12 protein-coding genes and 1 tRNA gene are annotated in these 14833 nt (G+C 46.8%); 8 read left to right on the forward strand and 5 right to left on the reverse strand.

What is annotated here, in order from left to right; all coding sequences use genetic code 11:
* The first annotated feature begins 438 nt into the window (after window positions 1–438).
* The 3 genes from RM811_RS05755 (at window position 439) to RM811_RS05765 (ending at window position 2401) form a co-directional block, all read left to right on the forward strand.
* Window positions 439–1275, forward strand: a complete 837-nt coding sequence (locus RM811_RS05755) for a putative RNA methyltransferase (protein ID WP_402521720.1) — start codon at window positions 439–441, stop codon at window positions 1273–1275.
* 154 nt (window positions 1276–1429) lie between these two features.
* Entirely contained in the window at window positions 1430–1852 is a 423-nt protein-coding gene (locus tag RM811_RS05760) for a hypothetical protein (protein WP_402521722.1), read from the forward strand.
* Window positions 1853–1906: 54 nt separating this feature from the next.
* Window positions 1907–2401, forward strand: a complete 495-nt coding sequence (locus RM811_RS05765) for a GNAT family N-acetyltransferase (protein ID WP_402521724.1) — start codon at window positions 1907–1909, stop codon at window positions 2399–2401.
* A gap of 33 nt (window positions 2402–2434) precedes the next feature.
* Here RM811_RS05765 and RM811_RS05770 read toward each other — a convergent pair whose 3' ends face one another.
* The gene (locus RM811_RS05770; RefSeq protein WP_402521725.1) at window positions 2435–3322 is read right to left on the reverse strand and encodes a hypothetical protein; all 888 of its coding nucleotides are present in this window, start codon (window positions 3320–3322) and stop codon (window positions 2435–2437) included.
* A gap of 200 nt (window positions 3323–3522) precedes the next feature.
* Between RM811_RS05770 and RM811_RS05775 the strand changes: the two genes are divergently transcribed.
* On the forward strand, window positions 3523–3783 hold the full coding sequence (locus RM811_RS05775) for a hypothetical protein (protein WP_402521728.1): 261 nt from the start codon (window positions 3523–3525) through the stop codon (window positions 3781–3783).
* An 88-nt stretch (window positions 3784–3871) separates the two neighbouring features.
* Here RM811_RS05775 and RM811_RS05780 read toward each other — a convergent pair whose 3' ends face one another.
* Both RM811_RS05780 and RM811_RS05785 read right to left on the reverse strand, forming a co-directional pair.
* On the reverse strand, window positions 3872–5533 hold the full coding sequence (locus RM811_RS05780; protein ID WP_402521730.1) for an HAD family acid phosphatase: 1662 nt from the start codon (window positions 5531–5533) through the stop codon (window positions 3872–3874).
* A gap of 186 nt (window positions 5534–5719) precedes the next feature.
* Window positions 5720–5796, reverse strand: a tRNA-Arg gene (locus RM811_RS05785).
* Window positions 5797–6614: 818 nt separating this feature from the next.
* Between RM811_RS05785 and RM811_RS05790 the strand changes: the two genes are divergently transcribed.
* Together RM811_RS05790 and RM811_RS05795 are read left to right on the forward strand one after the other, a co-directional pair.
* Window positions 6615–7703, forward strand: coding sequence for an efflux RND transporter periplasmic adaptor subunit (locus RM811_RS05790; RefSeq protein ID WP_402521732.1), 1089 nt, complete (start codon window positions 6615–6617; stop codon window positions 7701–7703).
* Window positions 7703–10774, forward strand: a complete 3072-nt coding sequence (locus tag RM811_RS05795) for an efflux RND transporter permease subunit (protein WP_402521734.1) — start codon at window positions 7703–7705, stop codon at window positions 10772–10774. Before RM811_RS05790 ends, RM811_RS05795 begins: the two co-directional genes overlap by 1 nt.
* Before the next feature lie 252 nt (window positions 10775–11026).
* On the opposite strand, the gene RM811_RS05800 is transcribed toward RM811_RS05795, so the two are convergent.
* Window positions 11027–12892: an alkyl sulfatase dimerization domain-containing protein gene (locus tag RM811_RS05800; RefSeq protein WP_402521736.1), complete on the reverse strand. Its 1866-nt coding sequence runs from the start codon at window positions 12890–12892 to the stop codon at window positions 11027–11029.
* Between the two features lie 138 nt (window positions 12893–13030).
* On the opposite strand from RM811_RS05800, the gene RM811_RS05805 reads away from it, so the two are divergent.
* A complete protein-coding gene (locus RM811_RS05805) occupies window positions 13031–13945 on the forward strand; it encodes a LysR family transcriptional regulator (protein WP_402521738.1) in 915 nt (304 codons plus the stop codon).
* A gap of 42 nt (window positions 13946–13987) precedes the next feature.
* Here the strand turns inward: RM811_RS05805 and RM811_RS05810 are convergent, their stop codons facing one another.
* Window positions 13988–14539 carry a hypothetical protein gene (locus RM811_RS05810; protein ID WP_402521740.1) on the reverse strand — a complete coding sequence of 184 codons (552 nt, stop codon included), beginning with the start codon at window positions 14537–14539 and terminating at the stop codon, window positions 13988–13990.
* Window positions 14540–14647: 108 nt separating this feature from the next.
* Between RM811_RS05810 and RM811_RS05815 the strand changes: the two genes are divergently transcribed.
* On the forward strand, window positions 14648–14833 hold a 186-nt coding region (locus tag RM811_RS05815), incomplete at its 3' end, for a hypothetical protein (protein ID WP_402521743.1).

The following is a 14833-nucleotide window of genomic DNA, read 5'->3' on the forward strand; positions in this document are numbered from 1 at the left end:
TCAGAAATTTCGACGCAGACTACAGTGACTATTCCTTTGAGCCAATAGGTAGTTTACAAATTCTGTTGATATGGATTCCAGCGTAGCTCCAAACCCTAAGGAAATATCGGCTAACCCTGCGGTAAGATCAACCCGAGTCCGTTGTAATCACTCACTTTATTATGGAAATTCGTCTATAGAGTTTTCCTGCTTTTCATGGTTTAAAGTAAACGGCACTCTTATTAATAAAGAACTACCCATGTTTTTGCCGTGAAAGAAAATCGCCATGAGTATTTGTGAGTCCTTCAAGAACCCTGCCATCCCTATCACTGATGGTATGGATGCGCTGGCATCACCTTGAGCGTTGAACAGAGACTTGCTGCAGGAAAAGCCTGAAGCAGTTGAATATCAGCCAGAGACCATTAAACTCTCTGGCTTTTAACCATACTGCCAATCCCAATGCCCATCAAACTCCGCTGCCCGATCTGTTCTGAACCACTCTCTCCGGAAAAAAGAGGGGCGGTCTGTAATAACAATCATCAATTTGACCGGGCACGTCAGGGTTATCTAAACCTTTTACCCAGCAATAAAAAACGAAGTAAAAACCCCGGTGATGATCAAATGATGGTCGAAGCCAGAGCCCGCTTTTTAAATCACGGCCACTATCAACCCGTCGTCGAAGCATTGATTGAGAAAGTCAGTACTCTTGGCAATAAAACCAGTCAGAACATTCTTGATGCCGGTTGTGGTGAAGGTTATTACACATCAGCGATAAAAAACCGGCTTGAAGGCAGTGAGGTCTGTGGATTTGATATTGCCAAACCAGCGATTCTTGCCGCCAGCAAGCGAAATAAGAATATTGAATGGCTGGTCGCCAGCGTCAGTGCGCTACCGTTGATGGATGGTCAGTTTGATACGATTATCAGTATTTTTTCACGCACGGACTGGTCTGAATTCTCCAGAGTCCTGAAACCTGGTGGACATATTGTCATACTGACTCCCGGCCAGAATCATCTACTGGCACTGCGCAACGCGATTTATGACGAAGTTCGCCCTTATCCGGAAGATAAACGCCTTCAGGATTTACCCGGCAACTTTCATCTGCTGGAAAGCCAGACTGTCAGGGCAACCATGATGCTGGATTCTCCTCAAGCCATTATGGATCTGCTCACCATGACCCCTCACTACTGGCATGTAAATATCGCCCAGAAACAGCAGCTGGAACAACTTGACCAGCTTGAGTGTGAACTGGAGATGCGCCTGTCTGTAATACAAAAAAAAAGTGATCCATTATAGGTAAAACTACTGCCTTACATCAATTTTACCTACCTTTACTAATGATATAACTGAGACATGGTCTGGTGCATGGTTTCATTGAAATTGACAGGTGACCTGTCAAACCCATTGAAACCATGTACCAAGAGATCAACACCTTATCGGGGGGTTCATCATGTTTCAGTTAGCTCAGATCATTGCCGGTAAAAATGATAAAGACCGCTTCACTGTTCTGGCATTAAAAGCCGATATCGTCCTGGCCATCACACTGACCATTGCACTTTTGCAACTGGCCGTTCAGGGCATGCAAACCAGCTGGATACTTTTACTCATTGGCTCTTTGCTCTCCATTACTGTACTGACAGGATTAAGCAAAGGAGCACGAAAACTCCTGTCCGGTATTCCCAGCTATGTACCCTACGTCTTTGGACTCTACCTTTTCTTTATAGAGGGCTTTGGTCGTTTGACTCAACTACTGGGCAGTTTCACTGTGCTCGATACCGCCCTGGTTATTATCTTCTTCATCGCTGGTAATATTGTGGCCACGGTCGGTTATGATACTGTCGTCTATGCCAAGCGGTTGGAACAGTCTCACTAAATTCCCAGCTGTCTTTGCACCAGTAAATAATGCAGCCTGGAAATAAAAAACAGTATGGCAAAAGAAGCAGTTACTATCTGGTCACTGGAAATGACTTCTCCGGAAGAACTTATCCACAAGTCAGTCACCAACCCGGACTTTGTCATTCAGGAGTGCCAGGCCAAACAATTTCAGTTCAACCGGTTTCTCTACAGCTATATTGGCAAACAGTGGGAATGGACCGATAAGCTGGCCTGGTCTGATGATCAATGGTGCGATTATGCAGAAAACGACAATCTTCGTCTTTGGGTAGGCTATTACCAAGGCAGCCCTGCTGGCTATTTTGAACTGCAAAGCCAGAATGATGATATTGAAATTTCCTACTTTGGCCTTGCAGAGCCGTTCATCGGAAAAGGGTTGGGCGGCTGTCTGTTGAGTGCTGCCATTTCAGAAGCCTGGAACTGGGGAGCAAAACGTGTCTGGGTTCATACCTGTACGCTGGATCATGACTATGCCCTGCGGAATTACCAGTCACGGGGGCTGAAGATCTATAAAGAAGAAACTTGTTAACAACAGGATTATACCTTCTGTTTCTCTATACCGTTACTTGCTGACTGGATACTTGTTTCTATTCAGGAAGCCATAATATGGGTATGGGTTATTCACATCATTTCTATACTTGTCCTGCGTGTTGAAGACGAGCTCCGGATGAACGGCTTCCAGATTCTCGGATTCCTCCGGAGCGGGGATTGAATGGGGAGGCTCGTATTCGTCCTGCATTTCTGAGGAACCAGTCTCCTGGAGTATATCTTCTCCCAACTCTGTAAGATCCACGGTTCTTTCCCCCAGAACGGCTTCCAGATTCTCAGGTTCCCTCGCGTAGATTGATTGGGGAGGCTCGTGTTCGTTCTGCCTTTCTGAGGAACCAGCCTCCTGAGGCATATCTTCTACCAACTTTGTAAGATTCATTTTCTCGACTCCTACAGTTCTTTCCACTAGTAAGTATTCTAATAATTTTCCAGTTCCCTGCATGGATCTTCCGGATGTACTGAAGCCAGACATCCCTATAACCAGACCTGATGGCATTTCATATGTGTAGTTTCGTGAAACATTTTGTTCCCTGCCCCCTACTGAAAACTTTCCATTATTTTCAGACACTTTTACAGCATCTGACTTCCCGGCATCTAAGTGAGAATTAAACATCATAAAGTTTTGCTTAATGTTATGAGCCTTAATCTGGTGTTGCGCCAATTGAAACTGGTTGTCAAATTCATCAAGGCATTCTTTATCCCCAAATATCAAATACTTACATATATATACGTCCTTATTTCGATATACTTTTGTCTCACCTGCTTTAATGGCACTACCTTTTACTGACTGAGATGAGGAGGAGAATTCAGACGTCTCCTCCGCCTCCCCCCTCCTGCTGCTGAACTCACTGTTATCGTTATTTTGATATTTGACAGATTCAGAGCTACCGATGATTCTCATAGTTGTACTTCTTCAGGTATTTAACAAAACAATTTTGCTGTTCGATAAACGTAATAGTTACAGCACAGTTACGATTAGAGTAATAAATCTATCGAATAGTTCATTTATGTCACGACAAACATATCGCTGCATTTTCAGAGAAACGACAGGAATCAGCGCTATGGGTAACCAATGATTCAAATAAGGTAATCCACCAGCCAGTGGCAAAGCAGTGTAATAATGACAATACCGGCAAGGTTCAAAACCAGACCACAATTGCTGTTGCTCATCGTCTGGCCACCATTCAGGATGCGGATCAGATTCTGGTGATGCATAAAAGGAAGATTGTTCAGCGTGGGAAGCATGAGGAGCTGCTTCAGGTTAAAGGTCACTATCGTGATCTCTATCTGGCACAGCAGACGGAAAAACCGCTGGGTACTGCTCAACAGTCAGGCGTCATGACGACCGCAGTCAATGCCTGATGGCATTGACTTGCAGCCTTATGTCAACAGGGCCTAAAGCATATAATGGATATCATTCTGCGCTTCCCCGGAAAACCAGCGACCCAGTTCAATCCGGTTCATTTCTGCCATATCCGCAGGCTGGGTTCCCACCAGTTTTCCTGATGACACCAAGTGTCTGACCAAATCCCTGTGCAAATCCCTGTGCCAAATCCCTGTGCCAGCCACGATAAAACAGGGGATTGGGCATCAAAATCAGTTTTCTCCCAATCTTTTCCTTTATCGTTGCCGGCCAGGTGTCACTGTCAACGTTGTAGAACGGCTCCGTATCAATCTCAAGATCTGCCGGGTCATCACCCACCATCTGGACGATTTCAGTTCTTCCCGGAACGACACCCCCCTGGCGAATGGCATCAAAGCGGTGTCTTTTATGGGTATCAATCTCACCATTGGAGGCTGTAACCGTACGATCCCCTTTGAGAAGAACCTGCTCACCCTCTTCGAACAGCCCCAGCGTCTTAAGATGCGCTTCCGTTGCTTTTCTGACCTCATCACCTGACTGACCATTTAGCCCCGGTGTCCTGTTGCTCACCCAGATAACTGGCACCTTCTTTTTCCGGTAAGCACCAACCAACTCTCCCACGCCCTTAATAGCCGTTGCCTGTTGCGACACCGCCCAGCGGCTGTGGGATTCCTGGGTGCTGAGCTGCCCCTTACTACAAAGACCCGCAATCCAGGGGCTGTTGTTCACGACAGTCCCATCTATATCCATCACCACCACCATTTGGCCTATGCGGTCCGCGGTCAGGTCTTTGGTTAAACGGTCAAACTCCCGGATTGCGTTCCGACAGGTCTGAGTTGTCAGGTCATCGTAACCCGGGCTCTGACTATAGTTCAGTGCCTGCTCCAGCTGGGCAGCCATGGGATTTGGCTTTTCAGCCCGGGGCATCTCAGTGTCATCCCAGCTTTGCAGTTCACTCGTCCTGTTTGTCTGGACAGCAAACCCCAGCGGGGGGTGGGTGATATTTTCCCGAACCGACATGGGTAAATAACCATCCGATAGCGCTATATCATGGATTCCGATACCGCCGGGCTGGTCTGCAAGAAACAGAGTTTTACTGCAACCGTCACAGATCTCACTGAGCGTCTTGTCTTTCTGATGGGCTTTCGTCGCAATGTTTACGCTTTCGTCTGTTACTGCCGGACAACCAGCGGTTATCGACATACCCATCATATACCGCTTACCAGTATTCAGATCCCCACCACTGCAGGGATAACCGATTTCCACTGGCGCAGTTTTTACCGATTTCAGAAATTCCAGGGCTCCGGGCAAGGCAAAGGAACAGTCAGCCTGATTCTTATGGGTGTCCCGACTGCATGATGAGGCCATTGTTACGTTTCTTCCAGTCGATCCGGCAAAGTATTGTGCGCTCTCCCCAATACCATAATCCAGCACCACCGCCATTTTTTCTCCGGCAGACAGTTGCTTCAGACGGTCATTGATCGTTTGCCTGGCATGGATAAAAGACTGGTAAAAAGCAATATGACCGGCTGCAGATGACTGTTTCCAAAGCCGGGACATCACCTGACCTTCATCGACACGCTGTATCCTGTAATTGGAAAGCGCCCGACGGAAATGAGGGTAGGCTACTGAACCAGATTTATTACCCTGACAGTCGGCAATCCGGTCAAGCTGCTCAGCCTGTTCCATGGTGGGAACGACAGGACGCACTGAGGATGTGAATAACGGGGATTGGGATGCTACTAACAAGTCCGGGTATCCTTACTAATCCAGTTAATTTCTGACATTTACTGGTTTGGATCAGAAAACACCCGAAAAGTTCACTATCCTGACCAGCAACAAGCCAAAACCAGCGGATGGGAGCCCGGTTTGAACATCCCTATAACAAAAAAAGCAAAAAAAAAGCCCATCTCAATGAGATGGGCTTTTCATATATGGCGCGCTCGGGAGGATTCGAACCTCCGACCGCCTGGTTCGTAGCCAGGTACTCTATCCAGCTGAGCTACGAGCGCGTTGACCGGTCGATACTCTCCTTTCTGATTCACCGAAAACCGGAAAAACCACCAGAAGATCAATATCTTGGGTGAGCGGATAATACCCTGATTGGTAACCGAGTCAACAAAAATCTTATGCATCGTGATACTGCAAACCCTGCTGATGAAATTCTGTGGAAAAAGATAGGCGCCACTTCAGAGTGGTCTGTTCACCAGGATAAAACGCACTACGAGAAAACCCTACGGTTTCAGAACCTGCAGATGCGCAGAAATAGCCTCATATCACACACCTGGCAAACTAGCGAAGCCAGAAATAATCCACAGGTTTGGCTGACGAGGCTATAAAAATTGGAGGGGTTACAGCTGTTTTGATTTGTGGAGCTTTACGAATAGTCGGTGTAAAATACACGACTACTGACTTGGCAAGGTCATTAAGGCTGAGAGTTCAGGCACACCGTTTCAATGGGTTTGGTACGTAGGTTGGGTCGAGCGTAGCGAGCCCCAACAATTTACAGGCTTAGTATACCTTCCCTGTTGGGCTCACGCTGCTCGACCCAACCTACAGCAACAAGTCAATCCATATGAAATGATGTACTGGTTACGATGATATCACTTTATTTACGTTATATTCTGAGCGCAAACTAACCCCATTACCCGGTTAGAATTCTGTCGCCATTATTACCTGAAATCAGGCTTTACAGTTTTCGGTCTTCTAAGTGCCACCAGACACCCTTTTGTACCTCTCAGCGTCTTTTTGAATCCTGAACATTTGGCAATCAACATGGTAACACTGCAGACCCAGTGGGCTTCACGTTTTCAGCAGTAGGTAAATTTAAATGAACACGTTATTCAATATTAAACTCGGAAAAACTTGCCGACTGGTCAGCCAACTATCATTTTTCGGCATATTGTTAGCGGCTTCATTTTACCGTGCGTACGCCGTGGAAATAATCCCCGTTACCATTGAGCAGGTAATAGAGAAGTCTTTTGCCGACATTATTAAAGAGGTGGGTAAGATCAATGCTATTGATTCCGCACAGCTCACTTTTAATGCCAGTGAAACCATTACCGCGATTCATTTTAATGACGGCGATAAAATCAAAAAAGGGGATTTGATTGCTGAGCTAGATAGCACTAAAGTGCAAGCTGATTTTGATAAGTCTAAGAGCACGCTAGCCCTGGCCAAAACAAAATTAGAGCGGGTTGAGAGCTTACTCGCTATTCAGCCAGAGGCGTTGTCAAAACAGGATGTTGATGAATTAAAAGAAAGCGTCAACCTGGCTGCTGCGGACCTGCGTCAAAAGCAGGCAATCGTGCAGGACTACCGGATTGTATCGCCGTTTAACGGGCAGCTCACCAGCTTTTCTCAATCCATAGGCAGTCATATTAGTGCTAATACCGTATTAGGAACCCTATATGACTTGAACCCGGTAGAAGTGCAATATTCTATTAGCCAGGGTGAATTTGGTAAGGCTGAGAAAGGTCAGGAGGTGCAGGTTACCGTTGAAGCGTACCAGGACCGTGTGTTTAAGGGGGTCGTGAGTTATGTGGCGCCAGCCATAGATGAGAGCTCTGGCCGGGTAGAAATTCGTGCGCAATTAGATAATCCTGATTACCAGTTGGCCCCGGGGATGTTTGCTAACATTAAGCAGTATTTCAGCCATGGCATTAAACGCTTGTTAGTCCCGCAAAATTCTGTGATCGCAAATAATCAGCAACGTTTTGTATGGCTAATTCGCGATAATAAAGCTATTAAGCAAGCCGTGGTATTGGGCCACAACACCAATGATGGCTATGTGGTTATTACTTCAGGAATCACTGCCGGTGATAGTGTGGTGAAAACCGGAATGCAGAATTTATCTGAAGGCAGTGAAGTGACGATTTTATCCGATAAAATCGTATCACCCAGCCAGGGAGACAGCTAATGCGTCTTCCTGAAGTGTGTATTCGCCACCCGATTTTTGCGTCTGTCTTGAGTATCATCACTATTCTATTTGGGTTAATAGCCTTTCAAACATTAGATATTCGTTACTTTCCGGAATACAGCATCCATTCAGCAACGGTGAATGCCTCTATCTCTGGAGCCAGCGCAGACTTTATGTCGAGGAATGTAGCCGATAAGCTTATTTCTTCCGCAGCAGGGATCGATAGGGTCGATACCATGTCGACAAACTGTACCGAGGGCAGTTGTACTCTTAGCATTAAGTTTTCAGATGACATCGATGAGATTGAATACACCAACTTAATGAATAAGTTGCGCAGTAGCGTCGAGTCTATTAATGATTTTCCCGAAAGCATGATTGATAAGCCAACGGTGACAGATGATGTGTCGGCAACGGGGTCGGCCAGTAATATCATCACGTTTACCCGCAGTGGCAATATGACTAAGCAGGCGATGTATGACTACATTAGCCAGCAACTGGTTCCGCAATTTAAACAGGTTCAGGGTGTTGGTGCTGTCTGGGGACCTTATGGCGGCTCTAGCCGTGCCGTAAGAGTCTGGCTAAATCCGGAACCCATGAAGCAGCTTAATATTAAGGCGGCGGATGTGGTGGGTACGCTGGGTACTTATAATGAAAGCTTTACCTCTGGTGCCATTATTGGCGCATCACGGGACTTCTCTATCAACCCGCTGAATCAGGTTGAGACTCTTGATGATGTGAAGGATTTAGTATTACGGGTTGATAATGGCAATATTATCCGGATTGATGATGTGGCCGATGTGGTGATGGGGGAGGAGAGCTTAACGCCGAGCCTGCTTTCTATTGGTGGCAATCTGGCGATGTCGATTCAGATCTTGCCATTAAGCAATGCCAATCCTGTGATAGTCGCCAGCAATATTCAAACTGAAATTGACCGTATGCAGGCCAGCCTACCCGCTGGCATCGAGATGAAAAATGCTTACAACCAGGCTGACTTTATCGAAACTGCGATTAACAAAGGGGGGATAGCATTAGTTGAAGCGGTAGTACTGGTGACCTTGGTTGTGGTGCTGTTTTTGGGCAGTTTTCGAGTGGCTTCTATCCCGGTCATTACGATTCCAGTGTGTATCATTGGAGTCTTTAGTGTTATGTCGCTACTGGGCTTTAGTATCAATGTCCTGACGATATTGGCAATTATTCTGGCTATTGGATTAGTGGTGGATGACGCCATTGTGGTGGTGGAAAACTGCTACCGTCACATTGAACAGGGAGCGACCCCGTTTAATGCGGCAATCAATGGCTGCCAGGAGATTATTTTCCCGATTATTGCCATGACGTTAACCTTAACCGCTGTCTATATTCCCATAGGCTTGATGTCGGGACTGACAGCGGATCTGTTTAGACAGTTCTCATTTACTTTAGCCGCGGCTGTCATTATCTCGGGCATGGTGGCATTAACCCTTTCACCTATGATGAGCGCGTTTTTGATTAAGCCCGTTACGGCCAATCGTGATTGGTTTAACAAGGTAGAGACAGCGTTGAGTCGACTCAATGAGCTGTATCTTAATGAACTGGAAAAGTGGTTTGGTCGTCAGCGTTTGATGCTGGCACTCGCCGTTCTATTGATGGCTGGTGCGGGACTGGCCTACTGGCAACTGCCCAAAATATTGCTGCCGATTGAAGACTCTGGCCTTATAGATGTGACGGCGACGGGGCCAACGGGAGTTGGACGACAATATCACATTGATCATAATGCTGAGCTTAATGCTGTTATGGCTGCCAGTGAGTCGATAGCCGCCAATCTCTCTTACATCGAAGGGGCACCGACGAATAATGTGTTGTTAAAGCCCTGGGGTGAGCGTACCGAGACGGCTAATTCAGTGATTGAAGATTTAATGGCTCGGGCCAAGACCGATGTTGCAGCCTATAACCTGTCTTTTAGCGTACGTCGGGCTGACGGGCTAAACATTACGACCAGCGTCGTTTTAGAACTCACTTCGCTCGATAGAGATGCGATATCACTCAGTGACACAGCTGCGAAGGTTGAGGCACTGCTAGAAAGCTACCCCGGATTAACCAATGTGAGCAATTCGGTGGTGCGTGACCAGTTGCGTTTTGACCTATCCATAGACCGTAATGCGATCACACTTTCCGGAGCCAGTTATGCCGATGTAACCAGCGCATTATCGACCTTTTTAGGTTCGGTTAAAGCGGCTGATTTACACGCAACTGATGGGTTTACTTATCCGATTCAAGTGCAGGCAAATCCACAACAGCTGGGTGATTTTAATGTATTGAATAAGCTCTATGTGCCATCCAGTTCCGGGCAGGCTCTGCCTTTGTCACAGTTTGTGTCGTTAGAGCAAACCACGGCAGAATCGAGTATTAAGACCTTTATGGGCCTGGACAGTGCAGAAATACGCGCAGATCTGATGCCAGGATATTCAACCGATAAGGTTAAAGCGTACCTGGACACCGAGGTTGCTAATCTACTCACAGATTCTCAAGGCATGATGTATAACGGCTTAATTAAAGAGCTCATTGATTCTCAAGCCGGAAGCCAGGCACTATTTCTGCTGGCGTTTGTGTTTATCTATTTGATTTTAGCCGCACAATTTGAAAGTTTTATAGACCCTGTCATTATTTTGCTGACGGTACCATTAAGTATTGTGGGTGCTTTACTAACCCTGTCTGTTTTTGGACAAAGTATTAATATTTACTCGCAAATAGGGCTGCTTACCTTAGTGGGATTAGTCACTAAGCACGGCATCTTATTGGTGGATTTTGCGAATAAGCAACAAGCGAAAGGGCTAGATCCGGTTCAGGCTGCCAGGAGCAGTGCCGAATCACGTCTCAGACCGATTTTAATGACCTCGCTCACTATGATTTTTAGTGCGGTACCATTGGCGGCAGCAGGAGGCCCGGGTTCTCTGGGTTTAGTTAACATAGGTTTGGTTTTAGTGGGTGGTTTACTCACTGGTACCTTCTTTTCACTATTCGTAGTACCCGTGGCTTATGTTGCTATGGCCCGGCTTAAGCGTAAGGATGTGCTGGGCAGCTTCAGGAATAGTTAATCCGCACATATCTGCCACACATTCTGGCATTTGCCGGAGGCTCTCTGGGATCAGATGATTATGCGACTACCGGATGGGTGGTGGGGTTAGCTAAAAACCTGCGAAGCGGCACTCCTTCAGCAGTTTCGCTTTTGTATCTGATGATGATTTTGGCAAGCGCAAGAAAATCGGTATTTCATAGACTTACGAGTTTAAGTAGATAAAAGAAGGGGAGTCAAATGATGGCCCGGAGGCCATCATTTGATACGGGTCTTAACGAACGATCAGCTTGATGTCCTTTGGAGCCAGTGCTGCTGGGAAGTAGCTCAGGAAAGTCTGCAGACCTGCCATATCGCCTTTCTCGAAGGAGAAGGTTCCCGCCTCTGCGCCTTTAGCCAGAACCTGATTCATAGGTCCGCTTTGTCCCATCAGAGCTTCATTCAGCAGAGAACGATTCAAATTAACGACAATGTCCGTCTTTTCAGGCATCTTTTCATAGAACTGGGCAACGCCACGACGAATTTCCAGAGCGAAGGTTTCGCCGGTATCCGGAAGTTTGATCGCCAGAGTCATATTAGTATCGACTGACTTTTCACCATCCAGCTTGCTTGTCAGCATGGCAAAGATGTTTTTGGTCGGCAGAGCCTGCAGAACGTCAGGGGAATTAAAGTTAACGCTGGAAGAGTAATCCATCTTGTCTTCCAGTTCTGCGGCAGCCGTCAGGATCCAGTTGCGCCAGTTAACATTAATAACCTCCGGAGCCCAGCCACGATAAGCCTGAGCTTTCAGGTTGCGGGCTTCCATATCATCAGGATTGGTACGAATAACCTGAGTCATGATTTCAGCAGCCCAGGTGAAGTCTCCGTCCCTGATCGCCACTTTGGCTTCTTTCATGACATTGTCACGGCCACCCATCAGCTTAACCATTCGTTCAGCACGTTCGTCATACTGCATAGGTTCCAGTGTCCATGGATCAGCCTGGAAGAAGCCCAGGTAGCCCACGTACATCTGACGTACAGCGTGGTTAACGGTACCGTAGAACTCACCGTTCCAGGGGGCATTGGCCAGATGTTCAGGCAATTTAACTTTTTCAACCAGTTGATCCGGTGTCATACCCATGTTCATGTAACGGATGGTCTGGTCGTGAACATACTGGATGGCATCACGATAATCGGTCAGTACAGAGGCAACATTATCCTGTCCCTGAACCGGACGACCATGGGAGTTAACCATCACTTCAGCATTCAACTCACGCATTACGTCAATACCGCTGTACCACATCTGAGGGTTGCGGAACTTAGTGCCACGAATGGAGTGCAGGTTAGGGAAGTTTTCACCCTGTAAAACTTCTGCAGCGTGAACAATCTTTTGTTTCGGGAACCATACAACCGTTTCATCTTTTGTTTCTGATGGAACGTTGATCAACTCAAAATCAAAACCGCCTTCCTTAACAACCAACCGGTCTTTATAGGTCACGTCAGGCACAATAAAGGTCGTTGTACCAAACTGAGTTTGTGGGCCCAATGCATCGTTAACGGAACCGTCTTCACCTGGCTCAACGTAAAAAGCAGCGGTGTAGCCGGTGCGGTGACCAAGGATGGTACCAACGTTGGAAGACCAGTTAGCCACCGCCTCAGTGACGCCTTCCTGAGCGTAAATTTTAACGTTGCCGGATTTCACATCTTCGTCATTAACAAAGGCGCGTACACCGCCAACATGGTCAAAGTGGTTGTGGGTGTAGATGATACCAACAACCGGCTTGCCATCAGCGTATTTATCCAGATACTTCTTCGCAGCCAGACCGTGCTCCAAAGACTCACCCGGATCAACAATGATCACGCCTTCGTCGCCAACAATCATAACCGGGCTGTCGAGACCAAAGCCGTATGCCATGAAAATATTGTCATCGACTTTGATAATTCCCTGATCCATTTTACGAGCGTGCCCGGTCAGTTCAGGGGCAACCTTGTCGCTGTCTTTGGTGTAGCCCAGATTGATGCCGGTTTTCTCCATAACTTCAATACGGTCGCCTGTACCCCAAAACATATTGGAAGCATCTTCAACCATCTCGGCATTGGCAGAGGTAATCATCAAGGCGCTGGCAACAACGGTGCTCAGCAGGGTGCGTGTGAATTTCATAAGTATGAACGAGTCCGTTTTGAGAGAATACCAGCGTATTCTATAAACCTATGTCGTCTATATCATTACGATATATGACAATTGACAGTTAACTAAAAGTTAATAATCATCACCGTAACCAGATAACGAGTTAACAATGTGATTAATCTTCAGGACTACAACCTCAACCTTCTGCTGATATTTGATGCCGTTATGCGCACGGGTAGCATCAGTGGCGCGGCGGTGCAGCTGGATATGACAACGGCAGCCGTCAGCAAAGCCATGACCAAATTACGGCAGAAAACACCTGACCCTTTGTTCATCCGGGATGGCAGGGGTATACGTCCCACCAATCACGCCATCATCATGCACCAGCACATCAAGGAAGGTTTGCGATCCTTTGAACAGGGTTTGGGGAGTGGCATTGAATTCAACCCGGCGACCAGTGATCGGAATTTTGTTATTGCCGGAGAGGTTTATCTTGATGACCTGCTGTATCCCAACCTGCTGACTCACTGTCAGCAGCACGCTCCTTCTATCACCACCCGATTGATTCCCACAACGGATAGAACCGATGAAGCCTATGCAGCATTGAGCGAGCGACGTGCTGATCTATTTATTGGCACAGCAGTCATCAGTCATTCATCAATTAAGCAGGAATGGCTGAAGAGTTTTGAGATTGCCGTTGTCTGCGCCCGTGACCACCCGAGAATCCAAAAGACCCTGACCAGAGAGCAGTATTTTTCTGAAAAACATATCTGTCTGGGACTTCAAAAGCTTGATGAACGGATGGCCCGCTTGTCTGATACGCCGCTTCCCCAGCGAGATATTGCCTATTACAGCCATTCACCACTAAGCATGCTGATCGCCGCTTCCAGAACAGAACTGCTTTGCACAACCCATCGTCGTCTGGCTCTCGAATGGTGTGATAAACTGGATCTTCAGATTCTTGAGCTGCCTTTTCCACTGAGGCCTGCACCCCATTACATGAGCTGGCATATCAGTAAAAGCAGTGACCCGGGGCTTAACTGGCTACGGCAACAATTAAAGCAACTGATGGGTACCGTGGGTTGACTCATGTTCAGTACTTTATCTGCCCGGCGGGTGTTGCGCTGTTCAATACCTTTTTATCCATACCGGATCGATTCCAGTATCTTCTGTGGAAATGTTATCAGACTGATTATCCTCTTCATTCTTATGTATGAATTCCCGCAGTTCAATCTGCTCCTGAACACGCCCGGCAGTCTGTTCATTTGATCGGTTAGATCGTTGATACGCATATCCGATCAGGCCACAACAGGCTAAACCAAGCGTCATTAACCCCAGGCAGCCCAGACTGACGAAAGTAACGACTTTGGAGGTGTTTGATAACTCGGAATCCCCATTACCTGTATTATTGAGGTTAGCATCCAGGCTATCAGTTACTGCATATCCCGTCTGGCTCAAAAAAATAATAACACCCGCTATGATACGAACAGGCTTTTGAAATGGACTACCAGCCTGCTGACAGAATCCAGATAAGCGATCATGGTTGATTAATTTTACGGTATTACTGATAACAGCAACCTGTTGCCCATTGGTAGTTTTACAGGGTGATTTTTTAACGTCCTTATTCTGAAGTAACTGATTTTTGGCAGGGACTGAATACTTTTCAGTAATTACACTCATTATTCTGCACCCTTTTTTAAATCATATCTTCAAATGTTATTACCGTAGCCTATAGGCCTAAGGGAAGCGAAAATTCAGAATATACCCTCGTCATCCCCGCGCAGGAAAGTGTCGAAAAAGGCCTTAAAAGAAGGAACCACAAAAGCACAAAGACACAAAGACACAAAGGAAGACTTTTTCTTTTGTTTGCAGCGCGTAGCGCTGGCAACTCCAAAAAACCTTTGTGCCTTTGTGGTTCAAGGCTTAATCTACCTTTTGCGACAGCCTCAGAGCGTGGGAACGAAGTGTACTCAG

The organism is Endozoicomonas sp., from assembly GCF_031844845.1.
Lineage (GTDB): Bacteria > Pseudomonadota > Gammaproteobacteria > Pseudomonadales > Endozoicomonadaceae > Endozoicomonas.